Genomic DNA, 24,854 nt, shown 5'->3' on the forward strand with positions numbered 1-24,854 from the left:
GCATGATGGATCATCTTTTTTCGGACAACGCCAAAACGCAACATTCCATCGGCGTTCAAACCGGATATGCTATGACCGTACTAGGCCCGATCCCCGTCGCGGATATGGGCGTGACGCTCATGCACGAGCACATTTTTCTGGATGGGGCGAGTTCGTGGAAATGCCCCTGCCATCCCGATGAAAAGGCGATCGCCGAACGGCCCGTGGGGATAGAGATCATCGGCGAATTGCGGATGAACCCCTATATGAACCGCGACAACGTCTCGCTGGATAATGGGGATCTAGCGCTCGCCGAACTCGGCCGCTTCCAGAAGCTCGGCGGCCACACCGTGGTCGAAACCACCAACTTTGGCATAGGGCGCGATGCCGAACAATTGCGCCGCATCGCCAGCATGTCCGGTCTGAAAATCATTATGGGTACGGGCTTCTATCTGGAGCATACGCATCCAGAATGGCTGAAAAGCATGGATCTGGACGAGGTCACGGCTTTCATCGTCAACGATGTCGGCGGTGGCGAGACCCAGCCGGACATCATGGCTGGCATCATCGGCGAGGTCGGCATCAGCAAGGATTTTACGGCCGAAGAGCAGAAGTCCCTGCGGGCATCGGCGCGAGCCTCGCGGCTGACTGGTCTACCTTTATCCATCCATTTGCCAGGATGGGAGCGCCTTGCCCACCGCGTCCTGGATGTGGTCGAGGAAGAAGGCGCGGATCTGCGTCACACCGTGCTCTGCCACATGAATCCCAGCCACAATGATCTTGATTATCAAAAGAGCCTCGCGGAACGTGGCGCTTTCCTGGAATACGACATGATCGGCATGGACTATTATTACGCCGATCAGGATGCCCAATCGCCGTCGGATGAGGAGAACGCCAAGGCGATCCGGGCGCTCGTCGACTTGGGCTTTGCCGATCGGCTACTTCTGTCTCAGGACGTCTTTCTCAAGATCATGCTGACCCGCTATGGCGGCTTCGGTTACGGCTACATTCTCAAGCATTTCCTGCCGCGACTGAAGCGTCACGGTGTCGATCAGCAGGCAATCGACCAGATGCTGATCACCAATCCCCAATCGGTATTTTCCGCCTCGGCCTGAAGGCTGGGTGCATTCAAGGAGCAGTTATGAGCAAGAAAAAGGTTCTTCTGGCGGGTGAATCGTGGGTTTCGACCGCCACCCACATCAAGGGTTTCGACCAATTTCCGACGGTTACCTATCACACTGGCGCCGACGAGCTATTGAAGGCGTTGAGGGACAGTGCCTTTGACGTCACCTTCATGCCGGCCCATGAGGCGCAGCGCGATTTTCCGCTGACAGCCGCAGCGCTCGCGGAATATGAAGCGATCGTTCTATCCGATATCGGCGCAAACACCCTGCTGCTGCACCCGGATACCTGGATTCATTCCAGGAGGACGCCGAACCGGCTGAAGCTGCTGCGCGACTATGTGGCAAATGGCGGCGCGCTGTTGATGTTCGGCGGCTACTACAGCTTCCAGGGCATCAATGGGGGTGCGCGCTACCATAAAACGCCGGTCGAGGACGTGCTGCCGGTAAGCTGCCTGTCAATTGATGACCGCGTCGAGGTTCCCGAGGGATTCACGCCGATCGTATCGGGTAATGCCGACCATCCCGTTCTCAAGGGGCTGGGAAGCGATTGGCCTTATCTTCTCGGATTCAACGAGGTCGTCGTCAAACAGGGTGCAGAAGTCCTTGCGACCGTTTCCAGCGAATATGGTTCGCAGCCGCTGCTGGTGACCGGCACCTATGGCGCGGGCAAGACGCTTGTCTGGACGTCGGATGTCGGCCCGCACTGGCTGCCACCCGAGTTCATCAGCTGGAACGGCTACAAGACCCTGTTCGAGCAGATGCTGGCCTGGGCGACAGCCAAGGACTGACCGCCATGCGCCTCCATGTCGTCGGCAATGTCTGCGTCGATACGAGCTTCCGCTTACCGCGCCTGCCGCGCCCGGGCGAAACGCTCAACGCGACCTCGGCGATTGAGGGCCTCGGAGGCAAGGGTGCCAACCAAGCCGTTGCGGCGGCCCGAAGCGGAGCAGATGTGCGCTTCTGGGCGCCGGTCGGCGATGACGATATCGCCGAGAAAATGACAAGGATGCTGGCGGGCGACCTTGATGTCGATCGACTGATCCGCCTGCCTCTTGCCACCGATCGTTCGACGATCCTGCTGGAAGAAGGTGGGGAAAACGCCATCGTCAGTGCCGTCGCCTGCGCGCAAGGCTTCGATCCGATCCATCAGACGGATCTGGCCCAGACCTGGAGGAAGGATGACATCCTCTTGATGCAGGGTAATCTGCCGTGGTTGGCCACCGCTGTCTGTCTGAAACTTGCCAAAGAGGCGGGCCTGAAGACGGTGCTCAATCCGAGCCCCCTGTCAGACGTACACGTCGAGGATCTTGCCGATGTGGACCTTGTCATCGTCAATCAAGGTGAAGCCTCGGCGTTGACAGGCGTGGAGACCTCTGCTGCTGCAGACCTGCTCTTCGACAAAGGGGGCAGAAGCGTGGTCGTGACGCTGGGAAGCAAGGGTAGCCTCGTTTGGGATCGGGAGGATGATGCACCTCTTGTTCTTGACACGCCCGAAAGCGCCGCTGTCGATACCAGCGGCGCCGGCGACTGCTTTGCAGGTACCCTCGTTGGCTTGCTCGCGCAGGGAAAGAGCTTGGTTGCGGCTGCAAGGGTGGCAACCAAGATCGCAGCCATCTCAGTTACTCGTCTTGGAACGCTCGCCTCCTATCCCTCGCGAGCGGAATTTTCGGAAATCATAAAGATATCAGAACTGGAAAACACATGACTGGGACAATGAAGCCAATCGGGCAGGTGGAGGGCAACGCGCTCATCGATCTCTTTGGGCGTGACAAGGCGATCATCGGCGTCGTTCACCTGGCGCCGCTTCCCGGAGCGCCACGCTATTCAGGAGAGGCGATTGAGACAGTCTACCAGCGTGGCCTCGACGATGCCCGCGCCTATCTTGCCGGCGGCTGCGATGCAGTGATCATCGAGAACCATGGCGACATTCCATTTTCGAAGCCCGATGATATCGGTCCCGAAACCTCGGCCTATATGGCCGTCGTCTCGGATCGCATCCGCCGTGAACTTCACCGGCCGATCGGGATCAATGTTCTTGCCAATGCCGCCATCCCCGCGCTTGCGATCGCCAGTGCGGCAGGTGCGGGCTTTGTTCGTGTCAATCAATGGGCAAACGCCTATATCGCCAATGAAGGCTTCATCGAGGGAGAGGCCGCGCGTGCGATGCGCTATCGTGCGCGGCTCAATGCCCATGGTATCCGCATCTTCGCCGATGCCCATGTCAAACATGGAGCGCATGCCATCGTTGCGGACCGACCGGTCGGGGAACAGGTCAAGGATCTCGTCTTCTTCGACGCGGATGTGGTTATTGCCACGGGGCAAAGGACAGGGCATGCGGCGGATCTCGATTACATAAGCATGATCAAGCAAGCAGCGGGCCTGCCGACGCTTGTCGGCAGCGGCGTGACGCCGGAAAATAGCAACGATATTCTGTCGGTTGCCGATGGCGTGATCATAGCAAGCTCGCTGAAATATGACGGCGTCTGGTGGAATGCGGTCGACCCGCTGCGCGTGACGAACTTCGTGGCAGGCATCCGCCGATGAATGCATACCCGAAGATCAATGCGCCGCGCCTACTGCAGCGCATTGCCGATTTTGCAGCCGTCGGAGCGACCCCAGCAGGCGGGGTGAACCGTCAGGCGCTGAGCGCGGACGATCGCGCAGCCCGACGGCTGCTTGCGGAACTGGCCGTTGCACGGGGATTTGGCATCTATCAGGATGCGGTTGCCAACCTGTTCATCCGGCGCGGGGGGAGCGATCCCTCACTGCCGCCCGTGCTGATCGGTAGCCATCTCGACAGTCAGCCTACAGGAGGTAGGTTCGATGGTGCGCTCGGCACGCTGTCTGCCTTCGAAGTACTGGAATCGTTGGAGGACGCGGATGTCGTTACGGAACGATCCATCGAAGTCGCGTCCTGGACCAACGAGGAAGGCAGCCGCTTTTCTCCCGGCTGCATGGGTTCAATGGCCTTTGTCGGCGCGGGCGACATACTGGGCTGGCAGGACATGCATGGCGTCGACGGAGTAAGATTTGGCGATGAACTGGCGGCTACATTGAATGCGCTGCCGGAAGCTGTGACGCGGCCGATTGGCCATTCCGTTTCCGCCTTCGTTGAAGTGCACATCGAGCAAGGCCCTGTGCTTGAGCGCACGGGCGTGCCGATCGGCATCGTCACCGGCGTTCAGGGAACCAAGTGGCTGGAGATATCCTTCACCGGCGAAGCGGCTCATGCCGGTACGACACCACTGGAATTCCGCAGGGATCCGATGGCGGCAGCGATCGGCGCAATCGCGCGCTTACAGCAAGTCGTCATGCCCGCCGATCCACTGGCGCGGCTGACGGTTGGCCGAATGACCGTTGAACCCAGTTCGGTCAATGTCATCCCGAGCAAGGTCACGTTCACGGTCGACATTCGTCATCCGGAGGAAGGCATGCTTTCCTCCATCGAGGCTCAGGTCATTGCGGAATGCCGGGTGTCGTCGGAACGACATATGGTCGATGTGCATACCGAAAGGCGCTTCGACTTGGCGCCCGGCAAATTCGACAAGGCAATCGTGGATTTGATCGACAACGCTTGTGAAAGGCTCAACGTTTCCAGCATGAAGCTGGTCTCGGGAGCTTTCCACGACGCACTTTTTATCGCTCGCGTTGCACCGACAGCAATGATCTTTGTTCCGTGCCGAGACGGCATCAGTCATAACGAGGCTGAATTCGTTACCCCGGAAAATATTGAGACGGGCGCAAAGGTACTGCTTGAAACCACCCTTTCTTTAGCTGGGGGAATAATGCACACCAACGGTTAGAGGCGGCCGACGATGACAGCGTTCCAATAGCCCCACGTTCATGGTTTGGTATGCAGGTCGCCGGCTGCCCAAATGCTCAGCCAATCGCTGAAGTACTGACACCCCAACGAGCACAGTCCCGTGCCTGTGGGAACCATGGTAAGGCGGCTGTCGTCCACACTTTAGAGAGGACAGCCCGCAAACAGGTATTCTTGAGGGGGTTATGAATCTGGCGGCGCGCCCAGATAGGCAAGTTGATGACATAAGACCTTGCCGTAGAAGCTACTATTCCGTTTGAAGATCCTCTTTGTTGCTCGTGTCGTCGAAGGCTGGACTCGCGCTTCCGGATTGTCTGCTTGCTCTCAAATCATTCTCGTCGAAGGCGTAGCGACGCAAAAGAGCGAAAAGTGCTTCGTTCATATGAGCCCCGTCCAAAAGCTCCGGATTATCACAGATCACGTTGATGGTTCGCTGCACAACGCGATCGGCCGCAGCCTCCGAGTCGACGAATTTTCTTGCCCATTTCAGAAGGGTGGCGCGAAGGTCAGGATCTTGCGACATTTCTGCCGGTTTCGGAAGCGGCATAGAATTCCTCGTATTCCTGAGACACCCGGTTCACACGTTGGCCTGTGGTCATGAGCATCTAGAGATTGATGGCAATGGCTTCATACTACGCGTCAAAATACGGGTGTCCACTTGGGAGCCTGATTTTATTACGGCACCCATCCTTGGCCTGAAATGCTCGACGGAACAACAGAGCTGGTCCGTCTACATGGAGAATTCGGCAACTAACCGACGATGTCAGGCTATTGCGGGCGGATCATCGCATAGCAAGGATAACCATCCCGCGCCGAATTACCCAGAAATCTCCTCAAACCTGATGTCCTGAGCACCTTCCCATAACACCAGGCGGCCCAGTTCCGGTAGTTTGTCGAGGTTCGATGTAAGCGTGATGAAATGATTGCCGGCAAGCTGCCCCATCTTTGACGAGAAATCGACGCCGCCATAGGCAAGCAGGATTTCCGTTTCGCTGATGCCGCCGGGATAAAGAATGATCTGCCCGGGGGCAGGATGACTGGTATGGTTCTCGTAAGATACGCCGAAATCTCGTTCTCCGAGCGGAATCCACACGCCCTCGCCCGACCAGCGTACGTGCACGATTTTTCCTTCGAAAGGTATCTCCTTCAGAAAGGCCTCGCAGGTCTTGGGCGCCTTCGCCGTCTCCAGCACGGCATCGAATTCAAACGGGCCGGCAGTGATCTTCAGCTTCATTCCACTCTCTCTTGCTTCGGTTGTCTCTATTGTGGTCGGTTCTGGTCGAGGCGGTGCGATTTCCGCCGCACGTGAGCATCCATCAATGCCGGAGGATCTTGCCGAGGAAGGCTTCCGTCCTCGGATTGTGACTAGCGGTGAAGAATTCTTCACTCGGCCTATCTTCGACGATCTCGCCCTGGTCGATGAAGATGACGCGGGTGGCCACGCGGCGGGCAAAACCCATCTCATGGGTCACCACCATCATCGTCATTCCGTCCCTTGCCAGGCCGGTCATGACGTCAAGCACTTCAGACACCATTTCCGGATCAAGCGCAGACGTCGGCTCGTCGAAAAGCATCGCCAAGGGGTCCATGGCGAGCGCGCGGGCTATGGCAACGCGCTGCTGCTGACCACCGGAAAGCTGGCTCGGAAACTTCTTCGCATGATCGATCAGGCCGACGCGATCGAGCAACTGCATGGCCTTGGCCTCGGCCATCGCCGGGCTGCGTCCGAGCACGATCTTCTGAGCCAGCATGATGTTATCGAGGATGCTGAGATGCGCGAAGAGTTCGAAATTCTGGAAGACCATGCCGACGCGCGTGCGCAGGTTCGGCAGATCCGTTTTCGGATCGCCCACCTCGATCCCGTGCACCTGGATGGACCCCTCCTGGAAGGGCTCCAAGCCGTTGACGCATTTGATCAAGGTCGACTTGCCCGAACCGGATGGGCCGCACACCACGACGATCTCGCCGCGCTCGACCTTGACGCTGCAGTTCTTCAGGACCTGAGAGGTACCGTAGAATTTGGAGACGCCGTTGATCTCGATCATGAGCGGCCTTTCGTAAAACGAGTGATGGAAAAGGGTTGCAGCGCCCTGCCGGTCTCGCGGCCAAGGACGATCTGGGCGGTAAGCTGGCCGACCAGGGGGCCGAGCGTATAGCCGTTGGAGGTCACGGCGTTGAAAAAGCCGGGTTGCAGCGGATGTTCGCCGAGGATGGGGGCGCCGTCGATATTGATATTCATCGCCGCCCAGCTACGGATCACATGGAGTTTGCGCAGCGCCGGCACCACATGCTGGGCCACCCAGAGATTACCTTCAAGGCTCGACAACAGCGGGCGAGGATGCTGATGCACCGGATCGAGGCCCGCCGTCCAGCCGCCGCCGATGATGAAATTGCCGTTGCTTGCCTGCTTCAATGTCAGATGGCGATCGGCATGAGCAACGAGGCAGGTTATCAATGGGGCAGCCGCCTCCGTGACGACCATCTGCAGCGGTGCGCCGAAGACGGGAATGTCGAGCCCGAGCATAGCACCGATGCGCGAAGAAAAGGCGCCGGCCGCATTGACGATGCGTTTCGCCCTGATTGTCCCGCGCGACGTCGCCACCTCGAAACCGGAGGCATGCGCCGCAATGGCGACGACCTCGCATTTCTCGATGAGGCGCGCTCCCCTTGCGCGAGCGGCTTCGAGGATATGCTGTGTCGCGACGAGCGGGTTGATCTTGCCTTCCTGCGGGCAATAGGCGGCCCCGACGAATGCGGGTGACAATGCCGGCTCCAAAGACCGCAACTCGTCTCGATCGATCAGGCGGCACTCGACACCGGCGCGTTGCTCAACGGCGACCTTATCGGCAAGGAAACGCATATGCGCCTCGCTCTCGGCAACCATCAAGCCGCCGGTCACCTTCATCTCAAAATCGCAGCCGAGCTCCCGCTGCAAGGCGGCCCAAAGGGCGATGGAATCGCGCTGCAAGGGCAGCGTCTGCGCCGCCGGCCCGCCACCACCTTCGGCACGCACGCCGTGATCGAAGGATAAAAGCTGCGCATGCAAGCTGCCAGCATTGCCTCCGGAGGCAAGCGAATTGGCAAAGGCGCGTTCGACAACCGCAACGTCCTCACCTTCGCGTGCAAGAAAAAGCGCGGTCGATAGACCGGCGATCCCTGCCCCGATCACCAAGGTCGATGTTTCCGAGAACGGCAGAGGCTCAGCCGATTGCAACGGCTGCTTCTCGGGCAGCATTGCGCGCTTGTGTCCTCCCCATTCGGGCTTTTCGACTGCAAGGGCGGCCAGGGGAATGGGCCGCAACGGCATTTGCGGCGCCAAAAAGCCCTGCGTCTCTCCAGCGTTGCGCCTCTCGCCTGCGACCTTAGCCAGCATATGACCACAGTAACGGCTCTGGCAGCGTCCCATGCCGGCGCGCGAAAGTCGCTTCAATGTGGCGATATCCGCTGCACCTTTTGCAATGATCGCTTTCAAGGTGCCGGCTGTTACGCCTTCACAACGACAGATAATCGTCTCATCGGCAAGCGCCCCGCCTCGATCGGCGATTGACGGCTTGAACGTCGTCCAGAGAGCGACCTGGAACGCGCGATGGCGGGCAAGCCTGCGTTCGGCTTCATGATCGGATGTGCTGCCAAGACCCAGCTTGCGCGCGACCGCGAGCCCGGCCAGCCGGCCTTGCGCCCTGGCAATATGGGCACCGCCAAAGCGTGCAGCCTCGCCGACGACATGAATGTGAGAACGCGTCGTCTCGCCATCATCGGCGCTCGTAACCGCAAGCTCGCCATCGGCGACTGCGTGGCCGCAACCCAGTAGCCGCGCGAGCTCGTTCGAGGAAGCAAAGCCGCCGCCGATAAGGACAGTATCTGCGTCCAGTTTCCTGTCACCTTTCGGGCCGGATACGATGACGGAGTGGACGCCGGCGGGTCCATCAATGGAGGCAATCCTGCTCTCCCAGTAGAGCGGGGTACCGGCTGCCTGCAAAATCGCAAGCTGTCGGGCGCCGTGGATGGCAAGGCCGCCACCGAGCTTCAATAAGCTCAAAGCCTCGAAAGGCTTCGACCATGGCGGCGCTGCGGCTTCGACCAGCGCGACCACCGTGCCGCCCGCCCTATGGATCTCATTGGCGACCTGGATATTGAGAGGCCCATTACCCGCGATGAGGATCCTGCCGCGCGGTACCGTACCGTAGCTTCTCAGGAGGGTCTGCGCTGCCCCGGTCGTCATGACGCCCGCGCGCGTCCAGCCAGGCACCGGGTATGGTCGCTCGTAGGCGCCGGTTGCAATCACGATCATTCGAGGCCTGCAATAGAATGCGCCCGATGGGCGATAGCAGGCGATAACGGTAGCGCCTTCCCCGTTTTCAGCGCCCCAGACGACCGTTTCGTCGATCAGGGTCACGCCGGCCTTGCTGGCACTTCGGATCAGGTCCAGCCCTTCGCGTGCCTGCGCGTCGTGTTCCAGCTGCGCCACGGCCGTCGACGTCGCAGGCTGCTTATAGTATTGGCCGCCTGCAATCTTGCGTTCATCAACAATCGTTACCTTCGCACCGGCGCTGGCAGCCGCTTCTGCAGCGGCAAGACCGGCTGGTCCAGCGCCAATGACCAGCAGATCCATCTCCATGGTTGCGATAGATGCCGGGACGCCGCAGAGATCTGCAATTTGCCCGGACGCGATAGCCGGACGCGAAGATGGCCTATGAACATGCATGCCAGCTTCGACGGTGGTCATGCAGGCGCGCTGGCTGACTTTGCCGTCGACGGTCACGAGACAATCATGACAAGCGCCCATGCCGCAAAAAAGCCCGCGCGCCTCGCCCTTCAATCCGCGCGAGAAACCGTGCGGCCCACTGGCCTCGATCGCCGCGGCAATCGTCATGCCGTGCACGGCATGACGAGAACGGCCATCGACGAAGAATTCGATGGTCGGCTCTGCTTGGGATCGAGGAGCGGGTGACACGGACGGCATCCTCAGGCGTCGAATTTCAGGCCAAAATCCTGAACCAGCTTTTTCATGGCCGCATCCTGTTCGGTGGGTAGAGGCAGACGCGGCGGGCGCGGCGCACCGGCGCCAAAACCCATATGCCGCAACAGCGACTTCGAACCGGCAACATAGGCCTGCCCGCCGACGGCCTGAATGATCGGCAGCCAATGGAGATAGAGGGCGCGGGCCTCGTCGATCTTCCTTTCGTCGGCCACCAATTCGAAAATACGCGCCATCGGCCCTGGAGCGATGTTGGAAGCGACCGCCACCCAGCCCTGCGCGCCCATGACGAAGGATTCAAAGCCGAGAATGCCGCCGAAAACTGTCATATTGTCGCCTGCAAGCCGGATGATATCACGCACGCGCGTCACCTCCAGCGTCGACTCCTTGATATAGTCACAGCCATCGATTTCAGCGATCCGCTTCACCAGCTCCGGCTTCAGGTCGACATTGGCCGTTGCGGGATTGTTGTAGACCATGATGGGAATGGAGATCGATGACGCGACGGTGCGATAGTGGTGCACCAGTTCGTCTTCGGTCGGGGTCGAATAAAAAGGCGGGATAATCATGACGCCGTCTGCGCCCATCGCTTCCGCCTTGCAGCTCAGACGAACACATTCCCGCGTGTCTTCCGCACCGGCGCCGATCAGGACCGGCACACGGCCGGCCACGGTTTCGATCACCGTCCGTGCAACGCCATCGCGCTCGTCTTCGCTGAGCGAGAGAAATTCTCCTGTCGACCCCAACGGTATCAATCCGTGGATGCCTTGGCGAACCTGCCAATCGGTGAAGGCGGCAAGCGCCTTCAGATCCACCGCACCATGCTCGTCCAGCGGCGTGATCATCACGGTATAAACACCGCGAAATTTCTTGGTCATGTCGATTATCCTGCTTCTAGCGCTTTTCCGTCATGGACAGCCGGGAGTCTGCCTGACCGAAGCGTTTCTCGATGTGGCTCTGGAAAAAGTCCCAGAGCGTAGTCAAAAGGAGGTAGTAGATGGCGGCTACCGAGAAGAGCTCCAGCACCATGAAGCGCTCCTGGATGAGGACCTGGGTGCGGCGCAGAAGTTCCTCCATGGAGATGACCGAGGTCACCGACGTCGTTTTGAGAAGACCGTTGACCGAATTTCCGAGCGGCGGAATGATGACCTTGAACGCCTGCGGCATGACGATGTGGCGCATGATCTGACGCTCGGTCATGCCGAGCGCGCGAGCGGCTCTCGCCTGCCCTTCGGGGACGGCTTCGATACCGGCACGAATGATCTCGGCCAGATAGGCCGCCTCGTTGAGCGCGAGACCGATCAGCGCCGCCTCGACAACCGAAAAGCGGATGCCGAACTGCGGCAATGCCGTGTAGATGGCGATCAGTTGGACGAGCAACGGCGTGCCACGGAAAAGCCAGATGTAGGCCTTGGCTACCAGCTGAACCAGACGCGCCTTCGAACGCCGCATCAATGCCAGGGCGAATCCGAGGATCAGGCCTGCACTCAGCGAGACCACCGTCAGCCATATAGTGGTGAAGACACCCCCGAGAATGAACGGGTTGAAGAGGTATCCGAAGAAACCCGACCAGCTCCAAAGCTGCATGAACGTAACCTTCCTTCCGAAGCGCGCGGCCAAGCCGCGCGCAGCCCTTCCGATGGACCGATCAGTCCAATCAGCGGCCGGGTCCCTTCACGGAATAGTCGCCCGCCACCATCGGCAAGCCATACTTGTCGAACAACGTCTTTAGCGAACCATCAGCCTTCATCTCCTTCAAGGTCGCCGAAACGGCATCGGCAAGCTTGGGGCTTTTAAAGGCAAGAGCGACAGGGGCAGGATAGAGGCCGCTCACGGCGCGCTTGAAGTCGCCGCGCGCATCGTAGTCCTTTGCAACGGCATCGATCGAGACCACGCCTTGAACCTGACCGGCGCGAAGGGCCTGGTAGGCAAGCGCGAAATTGTCGAAGGTCTGGATCGTCAGGCCCGGCTTGCCCGCATCCCGCAGTTCCTTGTCGAGCAGACGCGTCTTGGTTTCTTCGAAGCCGCCGATTTCCACACCGATCGTCATGCCGGCCAGATCGTCCTTGCCGGCGATCTTCTTGTCGTAACCCGGCGCGACGGAGACACTGATCGCCTGATCCTCGTAAGGGATCATCTGCATGATCTTGGCACGTTCTTCGGTAAAGAAAATACCGGTATCGATCATATCCCAGCGCCCGGATTGCAGGCCCGGCACCATGGCGGAAAACTCGATGCGAATATATTCGGGCTCAAGGCAGAGGCGTTTGGCGATCTCGGTGCCAAGTTCGATGCGCATGCCTTTCAGATCGCCGCTGGAATCGACGAATTGCAGGGGCGGCAAGGTCGGGTTCGTCGACATGACGAGTTTGCCGGGAGTGATCAAATCGCCTGCCGCAACCTTCGGCGTGCAGGACTGGGCGAAAGCGACTGATGTCGTCAAGGATAGAAGCGAAGCGGCGAGCAGGCCGCGTGACATTGAAAATCGAAACATGCTGACCTCTGGAGTTATTTTTGTTATGCCCAGACACTTGCATTCACCTGGGATCCCAGTTTTATACAACACTTTCCCATCGATGCAAGAGATGACTCGATTGCCGTCAGAAATTTGTGAGAACGCCTTGGCGAACCGCCTCGAGATGACGCGTCATCGCTTGACGCGCGGCCTCGGGATCGCTGCCCGCCAAGGCGGCAAGAATGCCGCGATGCTCGGCAACGCCGGGCTTGGCCCGGACGACAGCCATCTGCCGCTCGAAGATCGTCGTATAGCGGCGCATTTCGCTGATCGTTGCCGCCATGAAACCATTACCGCTCGCATCGGCAATCGACATGTGCAAGGCATCGTCGAATTGCCAGACAAATTCCGGATCCGGCTCGGCATCCGCCTCGATTGCATCGAGCATCGCTTCCAGCGAATGCAGTGTCGTCGCCGGCATGCGCCCCGCCGCGACCGCGGCCGCGCTGGGTTCCAGCAACATGCGCATCGCAAGGCTATCGAGATAATCCTTCAAGGTAATGACGCGCACGCACAGTACGCCCTTATCGTTGCGGACAAGCAGCCCCTCGCCTTCGAGGCGTCCGAGCGCATGGCGCATCGGCGAGCGGGATACGGCATATCGACTTGCCAGCCGCCTTTGCTGTACCACCGATCCGCCTGCAAGCCGAGCCGAGAGAATTTCTGCCAGAAGCAGCCGATAGGTTTCCTCAGCCAGGCTTTCCTCGGCCGCATCGTCCATCCGGTCGTCCATGTATCCCCTTTTTGCTTCTTCATGAGTTCGGCTATCATATGTAACACCAATTGCGCCAAGGAAAGCCGTTCGTTGCCAGCGATGTCGGCTATGCGCAGAGCGAGGAAAAGGTGAGCGACATTTCAACCCTGCAGGATGTTACATCGACTAGCGGACAGCACAATCTCGCCTCGCTCGCATACAAGGCCGTATCGGACATGATACGCCATCGCCGGCTGAAAGGCGGCCAGGTCATCGTCGAGGCGAAGCTTGCCGAGGCCCTGGGCATTTCCCGGACTCCTTTGCGTGAAGCCCTGCAGCGGCTGGAAGGTGAAGGCTCGGTACGCAAGGGAGACGGCCGCAACTACGTTGTTCGCCGTGTCGATATTGGCGAATATCTGCAGAGCCTGCGCCTGAGACTTTTGATTGAACCTGAAGCAGCCGTGTTGGCAATCCCCAACATCCCGCGCCGGCAACTCATCGTCGTCAGGCGTGAAATCAACGATCTTCTCGACGCAACGGCTTATCACACAGATGCCCATTGGGTATCGGACGACAATCTGCACAATCTCATCATCGACCATTGCGCCAACGCGGTCATGGCAAAGGTCTTGCGGGAACTGCGCGCCACCACGCGCCTGTTCGAGATCGATCGACTGAAAGATCGGCTCAAGCCGGATTCGACAGAACATCTGCTCATCATCGAAGCATTGGAATGCGGCGATGCCCAACAAACACGCCTCGCTGTCGCCGACCACGTTGAGAGTCTGATTGCTTTTGCGAGAGATCAGTTGGAATGATGGCTTTTGAAGCATTGAACCCGCTAGATCGAGCGCGCGTCCTGATGGGGCTACTTACCACTTCCGCTGCCTAACGAGGAACCAGCACGCCCTTCAAAATCGCACATTCTTCGTGCAAATTTTCAGATTGCCGAAATTTTCATCAATGGCGCGGCGCCCTTCCTCAAACAAAATCAACAAGTTATGATCTGGCACGCCACTTGCTTTGTGTCTGTCGAGTTGGTGGCTAGGGTTCCGGCGCTTCACACAGAGGCGTGTCTGGTCCGAGAGCCACCACCGGCTGGGGGAGAAATCCCACCGGATGCACGGCGGGATAAAAGCCCGGGAGACCTCGTAAGCCAAGGGATTGGCGGCGCGATGGTCTTTGCCGATCCCTTTTTGAAAAAAGCAAAAGGGGAATTTCAATGCAGACTTTTTCGAAAATCCTTTCCGTCACAGCCCTGTCCGTGTCGCTTGCCCTCGGGCTCGGCTCCGTCGCCAGCGCTGCACCGAAGACCAGCTTCAAGGTTGCCTGGTCGATCTATGTCGGCTGGATGCCCTGGGGCTATGCCGCCGATCATGGCATCGTCAAGAAATGGGCCGACAAATACGGCATCAATATCGAGGTCACCCAGTTCAACGATTATGTCGAGTCGATGAACCAGTACACCGCCGGCGCATTCGATGCCGTGACGCTGACCAATATGGACGGCCTGTCGATTCCGGCAGCGGGCGGTGTCGACACCACGGCGGTCATCGTCGGCGACTTCTCAAACGGCAACGATGCCGTCATCCTCAAGGACAAGGCCAATCTCGCCGACATCAAGGGCCAGAACGTCAACCTCGTCGAATATTCCGTCTCGCATTATCTACTCGCCCGCGCGCTCGACAGCATCAAGCTCAGCGAACGCGACGTGAAGGTCGTCAACACCTCGGACGCCGATATGGTCGCGGCCTACAAGACGCCTGATGTTTCCGCTGTCGTCACCTGGAACCCGCTGGTTTCGACCATCCTCGAGGACCCGACGGCAAAGAAGGTCTTCGACAGTTCGCAGGTGCCGGGCGAAATCATCGACCTGATGGTCGCCAACAGCAATGTGCTGAAGGACAACCCGAATTTCGGCAAGGCGCTCGCCGGCATCTGGTATGAAACGGCCGCACTCATGAAGGCCGACTCGCCGGAAGGCAAGGCTGCCCGCGAGGCCATGGGCAAGGAGTCGGGCACCGACCTCAAGGGCTTCGAAGCGCAGCTCGCGGCAACGCGGCTTTTCGACAAGCCCGCCGACGCGCTCACCTTCACCACCTCGCCGAACCTGCCGAAGACCATGGACCTGGTGCGCAACTTCCTCTTCCAGAAGGGGTTGCTCGGCAATGGCGCGCCTTCCGCCGATGTCATCGGCATCGAAATGCCCGACGGCAAGGTGCTTGGCGACAGCAAGAACATCAAGCTTCGCTTCACCGACGCCTACATGAAACCCGCCGCCGACGGCTTGCTCTGAGCCTTCTTGAACGGCGGCGCGCCAGCGCCGCCAGCCATTCCTTCCGCGGAGCTCTTCATGCGTTGGATCAATACCAAGCCAAGTTCCGGTGCGCAGCTTGCCTTGACACTTCTGCCCTTTGCGCTGCTGATCATCGCCTATTCGATCGGTTCTGCCGCAAGGCTTGCCGAAAATGCCAATGACAAGCTGCTTCCCAATTTTTCGGGCTTTGCCGACGCCATCAACCGCATGGCTTTCATCGCCGATCCGCGTACGGGGGACTATCTGCTGTGGTCGGATACCGGTGCAAGCCTGGTGCGGCTGCTCTCCGGCCTTGGCATATCGACGGCGATCGCGCTTTGCCTGGGCATGCTGATCGGCATGCTGCCTTATTTAAGGGCGCTTCTGTCACCCTTCGTCGCCGTCATTTCCATGGTGCCGCCGCTGGCATTGCTGCCCATCCTCTTCATCGTCATGGGTCTTGGGGAAACCTCGAAGATCGCGCTGATCGTCATCGGCGTCGCGCCGACGATGGTTCGAGATCTGGCCCTGAAGGCACTGGAACTGCCGCGTGAACAGATCGTCAAGGCCGAGACGCTTGGCGGCTCCTCCTGGCAGATCGCCCTTCGCGTCGTACTGCCGCAGATCCTGCCGCGGCTCATTACCTGCCTCAGGCTGCAGCTCGGCCCGGCCTGGCTGTTCCTGATTGCCGCCGAGGCAATTTCGTCGGACTCCGGTCTCGGCTACCGCATCTTCCTCGTCCGCCGCTATCTGTCGATGGACGTGATCTTTCCCTATGTCGTCTGGATCACGCTGCTCGCCGTTCTGATGAACTACCTGCTCGATCGCGTCCGCATCGCCGTCTTCCCATGGTCCGAACTGGAGAAGCAGGCATGAGCGAACTTAAGATAGAAAAGGTCTGGAAGGAATATGGCGACCAGATCGTGCTCGAGGATGTGTCGCTGACCGTCGCCTCGCGCGCCTTCGTCGCGCTCGTCGGCCCCTCCGGCTGCGGGAAATCCACCTTCCTTCGCATGCTGCTCGGGCAGGAACAGCCGACGCGGGGCACGATCCTTCTCGACGGCGCACCCCTTCCCTTGGAACCCGGCGCCGATCGTGGCGTGGTCTTCCAACGTTATTCGGTCTTTCCGCATCTGACGGCGCTCGGCAACGTGCTGCTAGGCAAGGAACTTGCCGCCTCGCGCTACAAGGCAAGGCTCTTCGGCCAGGCTCGTCGCAGCGCCATCGACGAGGCACGCGCGCTTCTTGCCGAAGTCGGCCTTGCCGGCGCGGAGAGCAAGTATCCGGCCCAGCTTTCGGGCGGCATGCAGCAGCGCCTGGCGCTTGCCCAGGCGCTCATCATACGCCCCAAGGTGTTGCTGCTCGACGAACCCTTCGGTGCGCTCGATCCGGGCATCCGCGCCGAAATCCATACGCTGATGAAACGCCTCTGGCACGAGACGCAGATGACCGTGGTCATGGTGACCCATGACATGCGCGAGGCCTTCACGCTTGCCACCCGCGTCGTCGCCTTCGAGCGCCGCCGCGATCGGCCGGAAGAAAAAGAGCGCTACGGCGCGACAATCACCAAGGACATTTCCATCTGGCCGCCGCGCATCGCCGGCACAGCCTCGATCTTTGGCCCCGACCGGGACGGCCCGGTCTCTTCCCTGGGGCACCGCCGGGACGACCTGGCACCGTCGGGAGACTTTTAGCCATGCAGCACGTCAGACGTTCGCCGGAAGAAATCGTCGCCAATCGCGCGCGATATGAAGATCATCAGAGGAAGGGGCTCAAATTCGCGCCCAAGGCATTGCCGGCGCCAAGTCCGCTTCCAGCCCCGTCCGTCGACCCCGCCCTTGTCGTCCACCGGGAAATCCTGCCCGGCGGCTGGTACTGGTCGACACCTATCAAGACGGGCGAGACCTTGCGTATCGCGCAGGAGCAGGGTTTTTCCACCGTATCGCTGATTGCCTGGAACGAAGCGGATCCAAGCGAGCGGCTGAACCTCGTCGATACCGTCAAGATGCAATGGACGACGGCGCTGTCGAAGGGCCGGGTGATCTTTTCCGACATGGGACGCGTCATGTTCTCGGTGACCGAGGATTCCTCAGGCGCCCATGATTGCCTGATGGGAGGCTCCACCGCCGCCTCTACCCTCGCAAAATTTGGCGAAGGCAAGCGCAACAGCCGCGATAATTTCATCCTGCTTGCGACCAAGGCCGGGTTGGATCGGCGCGACATTCCCGCAGCCCTTGCGCTTTTCGCACCCGTCCGCGTCGATGCGGACGGCAAGTTCGCATGGAAGCCGGAACTCTCGCATGATGGCGACTATGTCCACCTTCGCGCCGAGATGGACATGATCGTCGGCTTTTCCAATTGCCCGCACCCACTCGATCCAAGCCCGCATTATGCGCCGAAGCCTGTTGTCATCAGCCGCCTGGCTGCCCGGCCCGTCGCGTCCGACGATCTCTGCCGGACTGCCACCGCCGAAGCCGTGCGCGGCTTCGAGAACAACGCCTTCGCCAATCTTTGAGCCGGGAGAAGATCATGAGCGATTTCATCCAGACCGCGCCTTCCCGCACACTCGACAAGGCGGTGCAGGATCATTTCATCGCCGCCGAGGCGCCGTTTTCGACCATCGTGCGCAAAGGCCAGACGCTGCGCATCGAGGATAGCTACGGCCAGCAGGCGATCGACACGCTGTTCTACAATGCCGGGGATTATTCCGAGCGCTATTCCAACCAGGACACGATGCGCGAACAGGGTGCCGCCTACATCACCACGGGCACTTGCATCATCTCCAACGAGGGGCGCGTCATGCTGACCATGACCGCCGACAGCTGCGGCCGTCATGACACCTCGGCCGGCGCCTGCTCCTGCGAAAGCAACACCGTGCGCTTCGGCCATGGCACGAAATATCTTCACGCCTGCCGCGACAATTTCGTGCTCGAAGTCTCCAGGCACGGGATGGGCAAGCGCGACGTCGTACCCAACATCAATTTCTTCATGAACGTGCCGATCGAACCCACAGGCGAAATGACGATCGTCGATGGCATCTCCGCTCCCGGCGACTATGTCGAACTGAGGGCCGAGATGGACGTGCTCCTGGTCATCTCGAATTGCCCGCAGATCAACAATCCCTGCAACGGCTTCGACCCGACGCCGATCCGCGTACTCGTATGGGACGGCGAGGCTTGAGATGTTCAAGAAAATATTGATCGCCAATCGCGGCGAGATCGCGGTGCGGATCATCGGGACCCTGCGACGCATGGGCATTGCCTCGGTCGCGGTTTACTCCGATGCGGACCGCTTCTCCAAGGCCTCCCTGATCGCCGACGAAGCCGTCAGGCTCGGCCCGGCGCCGGCTCTCGAAAGCTACCTCGATATCGATGCCGTCATTGCCGCCTGCAAGGCAACGGGCGCCGAGGCCGTACATCCCGGCTACGGCTTCCTTTCGGAAAACATCGGTTTTGCCGAACGACTGGCAGGGGAAGGCATCGCCTTCATCGGGCCGACGCCCGACAATATCGCCGCCTTCGGGCTGAAGCACACGGCGCGAGAACTGGCGCGTAGCAGCGGGGTTCCGCTGCTTCCCGGCAGCGGCCTCGTCGAAACCAGCGAGGCGGCCCTCGCGGCCGCTGCGGAGATCGGCTATCCGGTCATGCTGAAATCGACGGCCGGCGGCGGCGGTATCGGCATGCAGCTCTGCGACGATGCCGGCAGCCTGAAGGCTGCCTTCGACAGCGTGCAGCGCACCGCCAGGGCGAGCTTCGGCGACGCCCGTGTCTATCTGGAACGCTTCGTTTCCAATGCCCGGCACGTCGAGGTGCAGATCTTCGGCGACGGCAAGGGCCGCGTGATCGCGCTTGGCGAGCGCGACTGCTCGCTGCAGCGCCGGAACCAGAAAGTGATCGAGGAAACACCCGCGCCAGGCCTCTCGCCCTCCGTGCGCGAACGCCTGCATGGTGCGGCGGTCGCGCTCGGCACCTCCGCGCACTATCGCTCGGCCGGCACGGTCGAATTCATCTATGATCCGGCACGCGAGGAATTCTACTTTCTCGAGGTCAATACGAGGCTTCAGGTCGAGCATCCGGTCACCGAGGCCGTCTACGGCATCGATCTCGTCGAATGGATGATCCGCCAGGCCGCCGGCGAAGAGGTGATATCAGGCAATGACCGGCTTGTTCCGAAGGGTGCGGCGATCGAGGCGCGCATCTATGCCGAAATGCCGCATGCGGGCTTCCGGCCGAGCGCCGGCCTTTTGACCGAAGTGACCTTCCCGCAAGACACGCGCGTCGACGGCTGGATCGAGACGGGCACGGAAGTCACGCCCTTCTACGACCCGATGCTCGCCAAGGTGATCGTCGCTGCCGAGGACCGGCCGGCGGCGATCGAGAAACTCAAAACCGCACTTTCGCAAAGCTCCATCTGCGGCATCGAAACCAATCTCGACTATCTGAAGGCGATCGCCGGATCGGATCTGCTCGCCAGCGGCAAAGTGGCGACGACGGCGCTCAAGGATTTTCCCTTCGTGCCCGATGTGATCGAGGTGGTGGCGCCCGGCGCGCAGTCGAGCATCCAGGAACTCCCCGGCAGGCTGGGGCTCTGGCATGTCGGCGTGCCGCCGAGCGGCCCGATGGACGAGCGCTCGTTCCGCCACGCAAACAGACTGGTCGGCAACGCCGACGAGACCGCGGCCCTGGAGCTGACCGTCTCGGGGCCGGTGCTCAAGATCTTCTCCGATGTGACGATCGCGCTTGCGGGCGCTCGCATGCCGATGACCCTCGATGGCGTTCCATTACCTCATGATGAGGCCGTCATCGCCAAGGCAGGGCAGACGCTTGCCATTGGCGCCATAGACGGCCCGGGCCAACGCTCCTATCTCGCGGTAGCGGGCGGCTTTGCCGCGCCGCTCATGCTCGGCTCGAGGGCAACCTTCGGCCTCGGCCAGTTCGGAGGCCACGCCACCGGCACGCTCCAGACCGGGCATGTGCTGCGGCTGGCGCGCACCCCCCAACTTCATATCAAACCAGCGGCGATGCCCGCAGCCCTCACCCGGAGCTGGGAGGTCGGCGTCGTCTACGGGCCGCATGGCGCGCCGGACTTCTTTCTGGACGACGATATCGAGACCCTGTTTTCGACGGATTATGAGGTGCATTTCAACAGCGCCCGCACCGGTGTGCGCCTGATCGGGCCTACACCCAAATGGGCACGCAGCGACGGCGGCGAGGCCGGCCTTCACCCCTCCAACCTTCACGACAATGCCTATGCGATCGGCGCGATCGATTTCACGGGCGACATGCCGATCATTCTGGGTCCCGACGGACCGAGCCTCGGCGGTTTCGTCTGCCCAGCCGTCATTGCGCGCGACGAACAATGGAAGATGGGCCAGTTCAAGCCGGGCGACAAAATCCGCTTTCACCCGGTGGCACGCCGCGAGGACGCCATCGCCGGCCCGACGGTTCGCCGCGCGCCCGAAGAGACCGGAACGGCGATCGTCGGCGAGAGCCGGGACGGACCGGTGCCTGTCGTCTATCGCCGGCAGGGCGATGACAACCTGCTCATCGAATACGGGCCGATGGCGCTCGACATCGCGCTTCGTCTGCGCGTGCATCTGCTGATGCAGGCGATCGTCGACGCACGCCTGCCCGGCATCATAGATTTGACGCCAGGCATCCGCTCGCTGCAAATCCACTATGACGGGACGACACTGACGCGCAAACGCCTCCTTGGCCTCCTGAGCGAGATCGAGGCGGACCTGCCGACGGCGGATCAGGTGAAGGTCCCAAGCCGGATCGTGCATCTGCCGCTCTCCTGGAACGATCCGCAGGCCGAGCTTGCCATGCGCAAATATCAGGAGCTCGTGCGCCCGAATGCGCCATGGTGCCCTTCCAACATCGAGTTCATCCGCCGCATCAACGGCCTACCCGACGAGCAGGCGGTACGCGACATCGTCTTTGACGCCAGCTATCTGGTGCTCGGCCTTGGCGATGTCTATCTCGGTGCACCCGTTGCAACGCCGATCGATCCGCGGCACCGGCTGGTGACGACGAAATACAATCCTGCACGCACCTGGACACCGGAAAACGCCGTCGGCATCGGCGGCGCCTATATGTGCATCTACGGCATGGAAGGACCCGGCGGCTACCAGCTTTTTGGCCGGACGATCCAGGTGTGGAACAGCTGGCGGCAGACGCCGGCCTTCGCCAGGAATAAGCCGTGGCTTCTCAACTTCTTCGACCAGATCCGCTTCTTCCCCGTCAGCCACGAGGAGCTGAATGAAGCGCGTGCGGCCTTCCCGCATGGTGGCTATCCGATCAGGATCGAGGAGACGGAATTCTCCTATGCCGCCTACGAGGCCAGCCTCACACGCGAGGCGGCGGCGATCCATACCTTCAAGTCGAGGCAGCAAAGCGCCTTCGAGGAAGAACGACGGCGCTGGAAGGAGCTGGGGCTCGACAGCTTCTCGGTTGACGAGGGATCAGGTCCCGCTCTTGCCGGAGATGTGCCGGAAGGCTGCTTCGGCATCGAAAGCGCGGTCCCCGGCAATGTCTGGAAAATACTCGTCGAGGAAGGCCAGCCGGTTGCAGCCGGCGATACTTTGGCCATCATCGAGTCGATGAAAATGGAAATCAACGTCACTGCCCATGCCGCGGGCCGCGTCCGCGATCTGCGCGCCGCACCGGGGCGCAACGTCAAGGCCGGCGACGTGCTCGTCATTCTGGAGGAAATCTGATGCTGCCCACCATTCTCGATCTCGCCTCGGTGCGAAACGCCTATAAAGCAGGTCTCTCGCCGCTCGACCTGATGGAGGAGATTATCGAACGATGCAAGGCATCCGACGATCCGGCTGTATTCATCACCCTGACATCTCCAGAGGCCCTGCGACAGGCAGCCCGGGACTTGCTGGCGAAGGCACCCGAACCCAACAGCCTGCCCCTCTGGGGCATACCCTTTGCGGTCAAGGACAATATCGACGTTGCCGGCCTGCCGACGACAGCGGCCTGCCCGGCCTTTGCCTATCATCCCGAGGTGGATGCGACGGTGATCGCGCGCCTCAGGGCAGCCGGCGCCATCGTCATCGGCAAGACCAATCTCGACCAGTTCGCAACCGGCCTCAACGGCACGCGTTCGCCCCATGGCGCGCCTCGCTCGGTTTTCGACCGCGCCTATGTCTCCGGCGGCTCCAGTTCCGGCTCGGCGGTCGCCGTGGCCGCTGGTCTTGCCAGTTTCTCGCTCGGGACCGATACGGCGGGCTCCGGCCGGGTACCGGCTGCCTTCAACAATCTCGTCGGCATCAAGCCGACACCGGGGCTCGTTCCCAATGTCGGCGTGGTGCCGGCCTGCCGCAGCGTCGACGTCGTCACGGTTTTCGCCGCGACCGTCGGTGATGGCATCGCCATTCGCCGGATCATGGAAGGCTATGACGGGCGCGATCCCTTCTCGCGGGAAGCAACACCGGCGGCCCTCCCGTCGGCGCGTCCGCGCGTCGGCGTGCTCGAAAGCACTGAGCGCGAGTTCTACGGCAACGGCCAAGTCGAGGCCCTCTACGATGCGGCTATCGACAGGGCGAGATCGCTCGGCGCGGAGATCGTGCCCTTCGACTACGCCCCTTTCCGACAAGCAGCCGAACTTCTCTACAGCGGCCCCTGGGTCGCCGAGCGCCTGGCGGCGGTCAAGGATTTCCTCGCCACCAACGCCGGCGATTTCGATCCGACGGTCAGAACCATCATCGAAGGGGCAAGAGGCTATGACGCGGTCGCCGCCTTCGAAGGCAAGTACCGGCTGGAGGCATTGCGGCAAAAGACGAAAGCGGAATGGCAGAAGGTCGACTTCCTGATGCTGCCGACATCGCCCACGACCTATACGGTCGAGGAGATGCAGGCCGATCCGATCGTCAGGAACAGCCATTTCGGCCGCTATACCAATTTCGCCAATCTGCTTGATTGCGCGGCAATCGCCGTTCCCGCGGGCTTCGATGCCAAGGGGCATCTGCCCGCCGGTGTGATGTTCGTCGGACCTGCCTTCACCGATGATGCGCTCGCACCCTTTGCCGATGCCATGCATCGGACACTCGGCGACGGAATGGGCAAGGACCGTACCGCCACCCTGCCCGAGGCAAGCCGCGTCGAGCCCGTCCCGGACGATATGCTCCCAATCGTCGTCGTCGGCGCACATCTGACCGATATGCCGCTCAATCATGAACTAACCCGTGTTGGAGGATATAAACTAAAGACCTGCCGAACTGACAACAGCTATCGCCTGTTCGCACTCCCAGACACCGTGCCGCCCAAGCCTGGGCTGGTCCGAGAACCACATTTTTCCGGCGCCGGCGTGGAAGTCGAGGTTTGGGCTTTGCCAGCCGAGGCGTTTGCACGTTTCGTCCAAAAAATTCCGGCACCGCTGGGCGTTGGCAAGATCATGCTCGATGATGGCGATTGCATCACCGGATTCTTATGCGAGGCCCATGCGGTCGTAGGCGCACGAGACATCACCGAATTCGGTGGCTGGCGCCATTTCGTTCTTTCCCACAGCTCGGCTATCTAAGAGGAAACACGATATGCGACTTCTGTCCAAGGCAATGAACCTCGTTCGCCAAGGTCTGATCGCCAGAACCGGTGCCATCGGCATAGGTTATTCCACAAGACGCAATTGTCGAGGAAGAGTACCCCGAACCGGAAGCTCTTGAAAGGTGCCGAACCATCGCCCCCATTCTCGAAACTGCGTAAACCTCTGTAACAATTGATATTCCGCAATCTCGAACCAGATTCCCTCGTCCGGGGGCAAATCAATTCAATTCCGGCTTCCCGCTGCCAATGCATCTGCAATTGAATTTTGGATTTCACGGAACGCCGTTAGCCACGAACTCGGACAGATGTAGCGGTCACCGGGAACAGGCAACGACTTTAACGTGCTTGCGAGATTAACAACTTATGCCTGCACAGGAAGCGCCGGACAATCCGGCGCTTCCCTCGTGGCTAATCAGCTTGCGTGCTTTTCCGGCATGGCAGACGAATGGTGCGTCGAGATCAGCCACTTGCCGTCCTTGAACTCGTAGGTGAAGGTGTAACGTGCGGGCACCTTGGAGCCGTCCTTCAAGGTGAAGGTGTAGGTTCCGGTGTCGGTCGCCTTGTTGCAGCCGATCTTGATCGTGCGGCTATCGATCTCGCCCTGCGGATGCTTTTTCAGGAATTCGACGAAGTAGTCCCTTCGCTCCTCCTGAGTCAGGCGCGGCTTGTTCGAAACGGTTGGCAGCAACACCGCGTCCGGGGCATAGTTCTCGATCACCTTGTCGGGGTTGAGCGTTGCGAGCGAAGCATTCCAGCGGTCGAACAGCTGCTCCACCTGGGGCTTGGTGATCGGCGCGCATTCGCTTGCGAGAACCGGGGTCGCCATCAGAGCGATCACGGAAGCGGCAAGCATGTGTCTTATCATTTCAGTCTCCATCTTGGGTCTTGTCTTCCGG

General features: G+C 60.5%; 21 protein-coding genes and 1 riboswitch. Of the genes, 13 read left to right on the top strand and 8 right to left on the bottom strand.

From position 1 onward, the window contains the following. Nucleotides 1–5 precede the first annotated feature (5 nt). Genes GA0061100_RS20790 through GA0061100_RS20810 form a run of 5 tightly spaced genes read left to right on the top strand, consistent with a single transcriptional unit; the run spans nucleotide 6 to nucleotide 4,906 of the window. On the top strand, nucleotides 6–1,094 hold the full coding sequence (locus GA0061100_RS20790; RefSeq protein ID WP_075854768.1) for a phosphotriesterase family protein: 1,089 nt from the start codon (nucleotides 6–8) through the stop codon (nucleotides 1,092–1,094). 26 nt (nucleotides 1,095–1,120) lie between these two features. After that, on the top strand, nucleotides 1,121–1,891 hold the full coding sequence (locus tag GA0061100_RS20795; RefSeq protein ID WP_075854627.1) for a glutamine amidotransferase: 771 nt from the start codon (nucleotides 1,121–1,123) through the stop codon (nucleotides 1,889–1,891). Nucleotides 1,892–1,896: 5 nt separating this feature from the next. Next, the gene (locus GA0061100_RS20800) at nucleotides 1,897–2,808 is read left to right on the top strand and encodes a ribokinase (RefSeq protein WP_075854628.1); all 912 of its coding nucleotides are present in this window, start codon (nucleotides 1,897–1,899) and stop codon (nucleotides 2,806–2,808) included. Next, nucleotides 2,805–3,647: a BtpA/SgcQ family protein gene (locus GA0061100_RS20805; RefSeq protein WP_075854629.1), complete on the top strand. Its 843-nt coding sequence runs from the start codon at nucleotides 2,805–2,807 to the stop codon at nucleotides 3,645–3,647. Before GA0061100_RS20800 ends, GA0061100_RS20805 begins: the two co-directional genes overlap by 4 nt. Continuing rightward, nucleotides 3,644–4,906, top strand: coding sequence for a Zn-dependent hydrolase (locus GA0061100_RS20810; protein ID WP_075854630.1), 1,263 nt, complete (start codon nucleotides 3,644–3,646; stop codon nucleotides 4,904–4,906). Before GA0061100_RS20805 ends, GA0061100_RS20810 begins: the two co-directional genes overlap by 4 nt. Before the next feature lie 834 nt (nucleotides 4,907–5,740). Here the strand turns inward: GA0061100_RS20810 and GA0061100_RS20820 are convergent. The 7 genes from GA0061100_RS20820 to GA0061100_RS20850 form a co-directional block, all read right to left on the bottom strand. Continuing rightward, nucleotides 5,741–6,157, bottom strand: a complete 417-nt coding sequence (locus tag GA0061100_RS20820; protein ID WP_075854632.1) for a DUF3830 family protein — start codon at nucleotides 6,155–6,157, stop codon at nucleotides 5,741–5,743. 82 nt (nucleotides 6,158–6,239) lie between these two features. Beyond that, entirely contained in the window at nucleotides 6,240–6,968 is a 729-nt protein-coding gene (locus GA0061100_RS20825; protein ID WP_075854633.1) for an amino acid ABC transporter ATP-binding protein, read from the bottom strand. Further along, complete coding sequence (locus GA0061100_RS20830) at nucleotides 6,965–9,886, bottom strand: FAD-dependent oxidoreductase (RefSeq protein WP_075854634.1); 2,922 nt, start codon at nucleotides 9,884–9,886, stop codon at nucleotides 6,965–6,967. The genes GA0061100_RS20825 and GA0061100_RS20830 overlap by 4 nt, the downstream gene beginning before the upstream one ends. A gap of 2 nt (nucleotides 9,887–9,888) precedes the next feature. Beyond that, nucleotides 9,889–10,779: a dihydrodipicolinate synthase family protein gene (locus GA0061100_RS20835; protein WP_075854635.1), complete on the bottom strand. Its 891-nt coding sequence runs from the start codon at nucleotides 10,777–10,779 to the stop codon at nucleotides 9,889–9,891. A gap of 16 nt (nucleotides 10,780–10,795) precedes the next feature. Next, nucleotides 10,796–11,488: an amino acid ABC transporter permease gene (locus GA0061100_RS20840; protein ID WP_075854636.1), complete on the bottom strand. Its 693-nt coding sequence runs from the start codon at nucleotides 11,486–11,488 to the stop codon at nucleotides 10,796–10,798. Nucleotides 11,489–11,558: 70 nt separating this feature from the next. Then, complete coding sequence (locus tag GA0061100_RS20845; protein ID WP_075854637.1) at nucleotides 11,559–12,395, bottom strand: ABC transporter substrate-binding protein; 837 nt, start codon at nucleotides 12,393–12,395, stop codon at nucleotides 11,559–11,561. Between the two features lie 106 nt (nucleotides 12,396–12,501). Further along, complete coding sequence (locus GA0061100_RS20850) at nucleotides 12,502–13,149, bottom strand: GntR family transcriptional regulator (RefSeq protein WP_075854638.1); 648 nt, start codon at nucleotides 13,147–13,149, stop codon at nucleotides 12,502–12,504. A gap of 110 nt (nucleotides 13,150–13,259) precedes the next feature. On the opposite strand from GA0061100_RS20850, the gene GA0061100_RS20855 reads away from it, so the two are divergent. The 8 genes from GA0061100_RS20855 to atzF all read left to right on the top strand — a co-directional run bounded on the left by GA0061100_RS20855 (nucleotide 13,260) and on the right by atzF (nucleotide 23,935). Next, nucleotides 13,260–13,928 (top strand): GntR family transcriptional regulator, encoded by a 669-nt coding sequence (locus GA0061100_RS20855; protein ID WP_075854769.1) that lies wholly within the window; start codon nucleotides 13,260–13,262, stop codon nucleotides 13,926–13,928. A gap of 215 nt (nucleotides 13,929–14,143) precedes the next feature. Further along, nucleotides 14,144–14,258: riboswitch (guanidine-I (ykkC/yxkD leader) on the top strand. A 74-nt stretch (nucleotides 14,259–14,332) separates the two neighbouring features. Beyond that, entirely contained in the window at nucleotides 14,333–15,406 is a 1,074-nt protein-coding gene (locus GA0061100_RS20865; protein WP_075854640.1) for a putative urea ABC transporter substrate-binding protein, read from the top strand. A gap of 57 nt (nucleotides 15,407–15,463) precedes the next feature. Further along, the gene (locus tag GA0061100_RS20870; RefSeq protein ID WP_075854770.1) at nucleotides 15,464–16,282 is read left to right on the top strand and encodes an ABC transporter permease; all 819 of its coding nucleotides are present in this window, start codon (nucleotides 15,464–15,466) and stop codon (nucleotides 16,280–16,282) included. Further along, on the top strand, nucleotides 16,279–17,100 hold the full coding sequence (locus GA0061100_RS20875; RefSeq protein ID WP_075854641.1) for an ABC transporter ATP-binding protein: 822 nt from the start codon (nucleotides 16,279–16,281) through the stop codon (nucleotides 17,098–17,100). The genes GA0061100_RS20870 and GA0061100_RS20875 overlap by 4 nt, the downstream gene beginning before the upstream one ends. Before the next feature lie 2 nt (nucleotides 17,101–17,102). Then, nucleotides 17,103–17,921, top strand: a complete 819-nt coding sequence (locus tag GA0061100_RS20880) for an urea amidolyase associated protein UAAP1 (RefSeq protein ID WP_075854642.1) — start codon at nucleotides 17,103–17,105, stop codon at nucleotides 17,919–17,921. 14 nt (nucleotides 17,922–17,935) lie between these two features. Beyond that, nucleotides 17,936–18,586 carry an urea amidolyase associated protein UAAP2 gene (locus GA0061100_RS20885; protein ID WP_075854643.1) on the top strand — a complete coding sequence of 217 codons (651 nt, stop codon included), beginning with the start codon at nucleotides 17,936–17,938 and terminating at the stop codon, nucleotides 18,584–18,586. Nucleotide 18,587: 1 nt separating this feature from the next. Next, nucleotides 18,588–22,124, top strand: coding sequence for an urea carboxylase (gene uca / locus GA0061100_RS20890; protein ID WP_075854644.1), 3,537 nt, complete (start codon nucleotides 18,588–18,590; stop codon nucleotides 22,122–22,124). Next, entirely contained in the window at nucleotides 22,124–23,935 is a 1,812-nt protein-coding gene (gene atzF / locus GA0061100_RS20895) for an allophanate hydrolase (RefSeq protein WP_075854645.1), read from the top strand. Before uca ends, atzF begins: the two co-directional genes overlap by 1 nt. A gap of 435 nt (nucleotides 23,936–24,370) precedes the next feature. Here the strand turns inward: atzF and GA0061100_RS20900 are convergent, their stop codons facing one another. Then, nucleotides 24,371–24,811 carry an SgcJ/EcaC family oxidoreductase gene (locus GA0061100_RS20900; RefSeq protein ID WP_425298694.1) on the bottom strand — a complete coding sequence of 147 codons (441 nt, stop codon included), beginning with the start codon at nucleotides 24,809–24,811 and terminating at the stop codon, nucleotides 24,371–24,373. Between the last annotated feature and the right edge of the window lie 43 nt (nucleotides 24,812–24,854).

It is taken from the genome of Martinezella hainanensis, from assembly GCF_900094555.1.
Lineage (GTDB): Bacteria > Pseudomonadota > Alphaproteobacteria > Rhizobiales > Rhizobiaceae > Rhizobium > Rhizobium hainanense.

Coding starts and splice junctions, on each gene's coding strand:
- GA0061100_RS20800 (WP_075854628.1), top strand. CDS start 1,897: ATGCGCCTCCATGTCGTCGGCAATGTCTGCGTCGATACGAGCTTCCGC.
- GA0061100_RS20900 (WP_425298694.1), bottom strand. CDS start 24,811: ATGCTTGCCGCTTCCGTGATCGCTCTGATGGCGACCCCGGTTCTCGCA.
- GA0061100_RS20830 (WP_075854634.1), bottom strand. CDS start 9,886: ATGCCGTCCGTGTCACCCGCTCCTCGATCCCAAGCAGAGCCGACCATC.
- GA0061100_RS20835 (WP_075854635.1), bottom strand. CDS start 10,779: ATGACCAAGAAATTTCGCGGTGTTTATACCGTGATGATCACGCCGCTG.
- GA0061100_RS20880 (WP_075854642.1), top strand. CDS start 17,103: ATGCAGCACGTCAGACGTTCGCCGGAAGAAATCGTCGCCAATCGCGCG.
- GA0061100_RS20795 (WP_075854627.1), top strand. CDS start 1,121: ATGAGCAAGAAAAAGGTTCTTCTGGCGGGTGAATCGTGGGTTTCGACC.
- GA0061100_RS20805 (WP_075854629.1), top strand. CDS start 2,805: ATGACTGGGACAATGAAGCCAATCGGGCAGGTGGAGGGCAACGCGCTC.
- uca (WP_075854644.1), top strand. CDS start 18,588: ATGTTCAAGAAAATATTGATCGCCAATCGCGGCGAGATCGCGGTGCGG.
- GA0061100_RS20825 (WP_075854633.1), bottom strand. CDS start 6,968: ATGATCGAGATCAACGGCGTCTCCAAATTCTACGGTACCTCTCAGGTC.
- GA0061100_RS20865 (WP_075854640.1), top strand. CDS start 14,333: ATGCAGACTTTTTCGAAAATCCTTTCCGTCACAGCCCTGTCCGTGTCG.
- GA0061100_RS20840 (WP_075854636.1), bottom strand. CDS start 11,488: ATGCAGCTTTGGAGCTGGTCGGGTTTCTTCGGATACCTCTTCAACCCG.
- atzF (WP_075854645.1), top strand. CDS start 22,124: ATGCTGCCCACCATTCTCGATCTCGCCTCGGTGCGAAACGCCTATAAA.
- GA0061100_RS20885 (WP_075854643.1), top strand. CDS start 17,936: ATGAGCGATTTCATCCAGACCGCGCCTTCCCGCACACTCGACAAGGCG.
- GA0061100_RS20810 (WP_075854630.1), top strand. CDS start 3,644: ATGAATGCATACCCGAAGATCAATGCGCCGCGCCTACTGCAGCGCATT.
- GA0061100_RS20790 (WP_075854768.1), top strand. CDS start 6: ATGGATCATCTTTTTTCGGACAACGCCAAAACGCAACATTCCATCGGC.
- GA0061100_RS20875 (WP_075854641.1), top strand. CDS start 16,279: ATGAGCGAACTTAAGATAGAAAAGGTCTGGAAGGAATATGGCGACCAG.
- GA0061100_RS20820 (WP_075854632.1), bottom strand. CDS start 6,157: ATGAAGCTGAAGATCACTGCCGGCCCGTTTGAATTCGATGCCGTGCTG.
- GA0061100_RS20850 (WP_075854638.1), bottom strand. CDS start 13,149: ATGGACGACCGGATGGACGATGCGGCCGAGGAAAGCCTGGCTGAGGAA.
- GA0061100_RS20870 (WP_075854770.1), top strand. CDS start 15,464: ATGCGTTGGATCAATACCAAGCCAAGTTCCGGTGCGCAGCTTGCCTTG.
- GA0061100_RS20845 (WP_075854637.1), bottom strand. CDS start 12,395: ATGTTTCGATTTTCAATGTCACGCGGCCTGCTCGCCGCTTCGCTTCTA.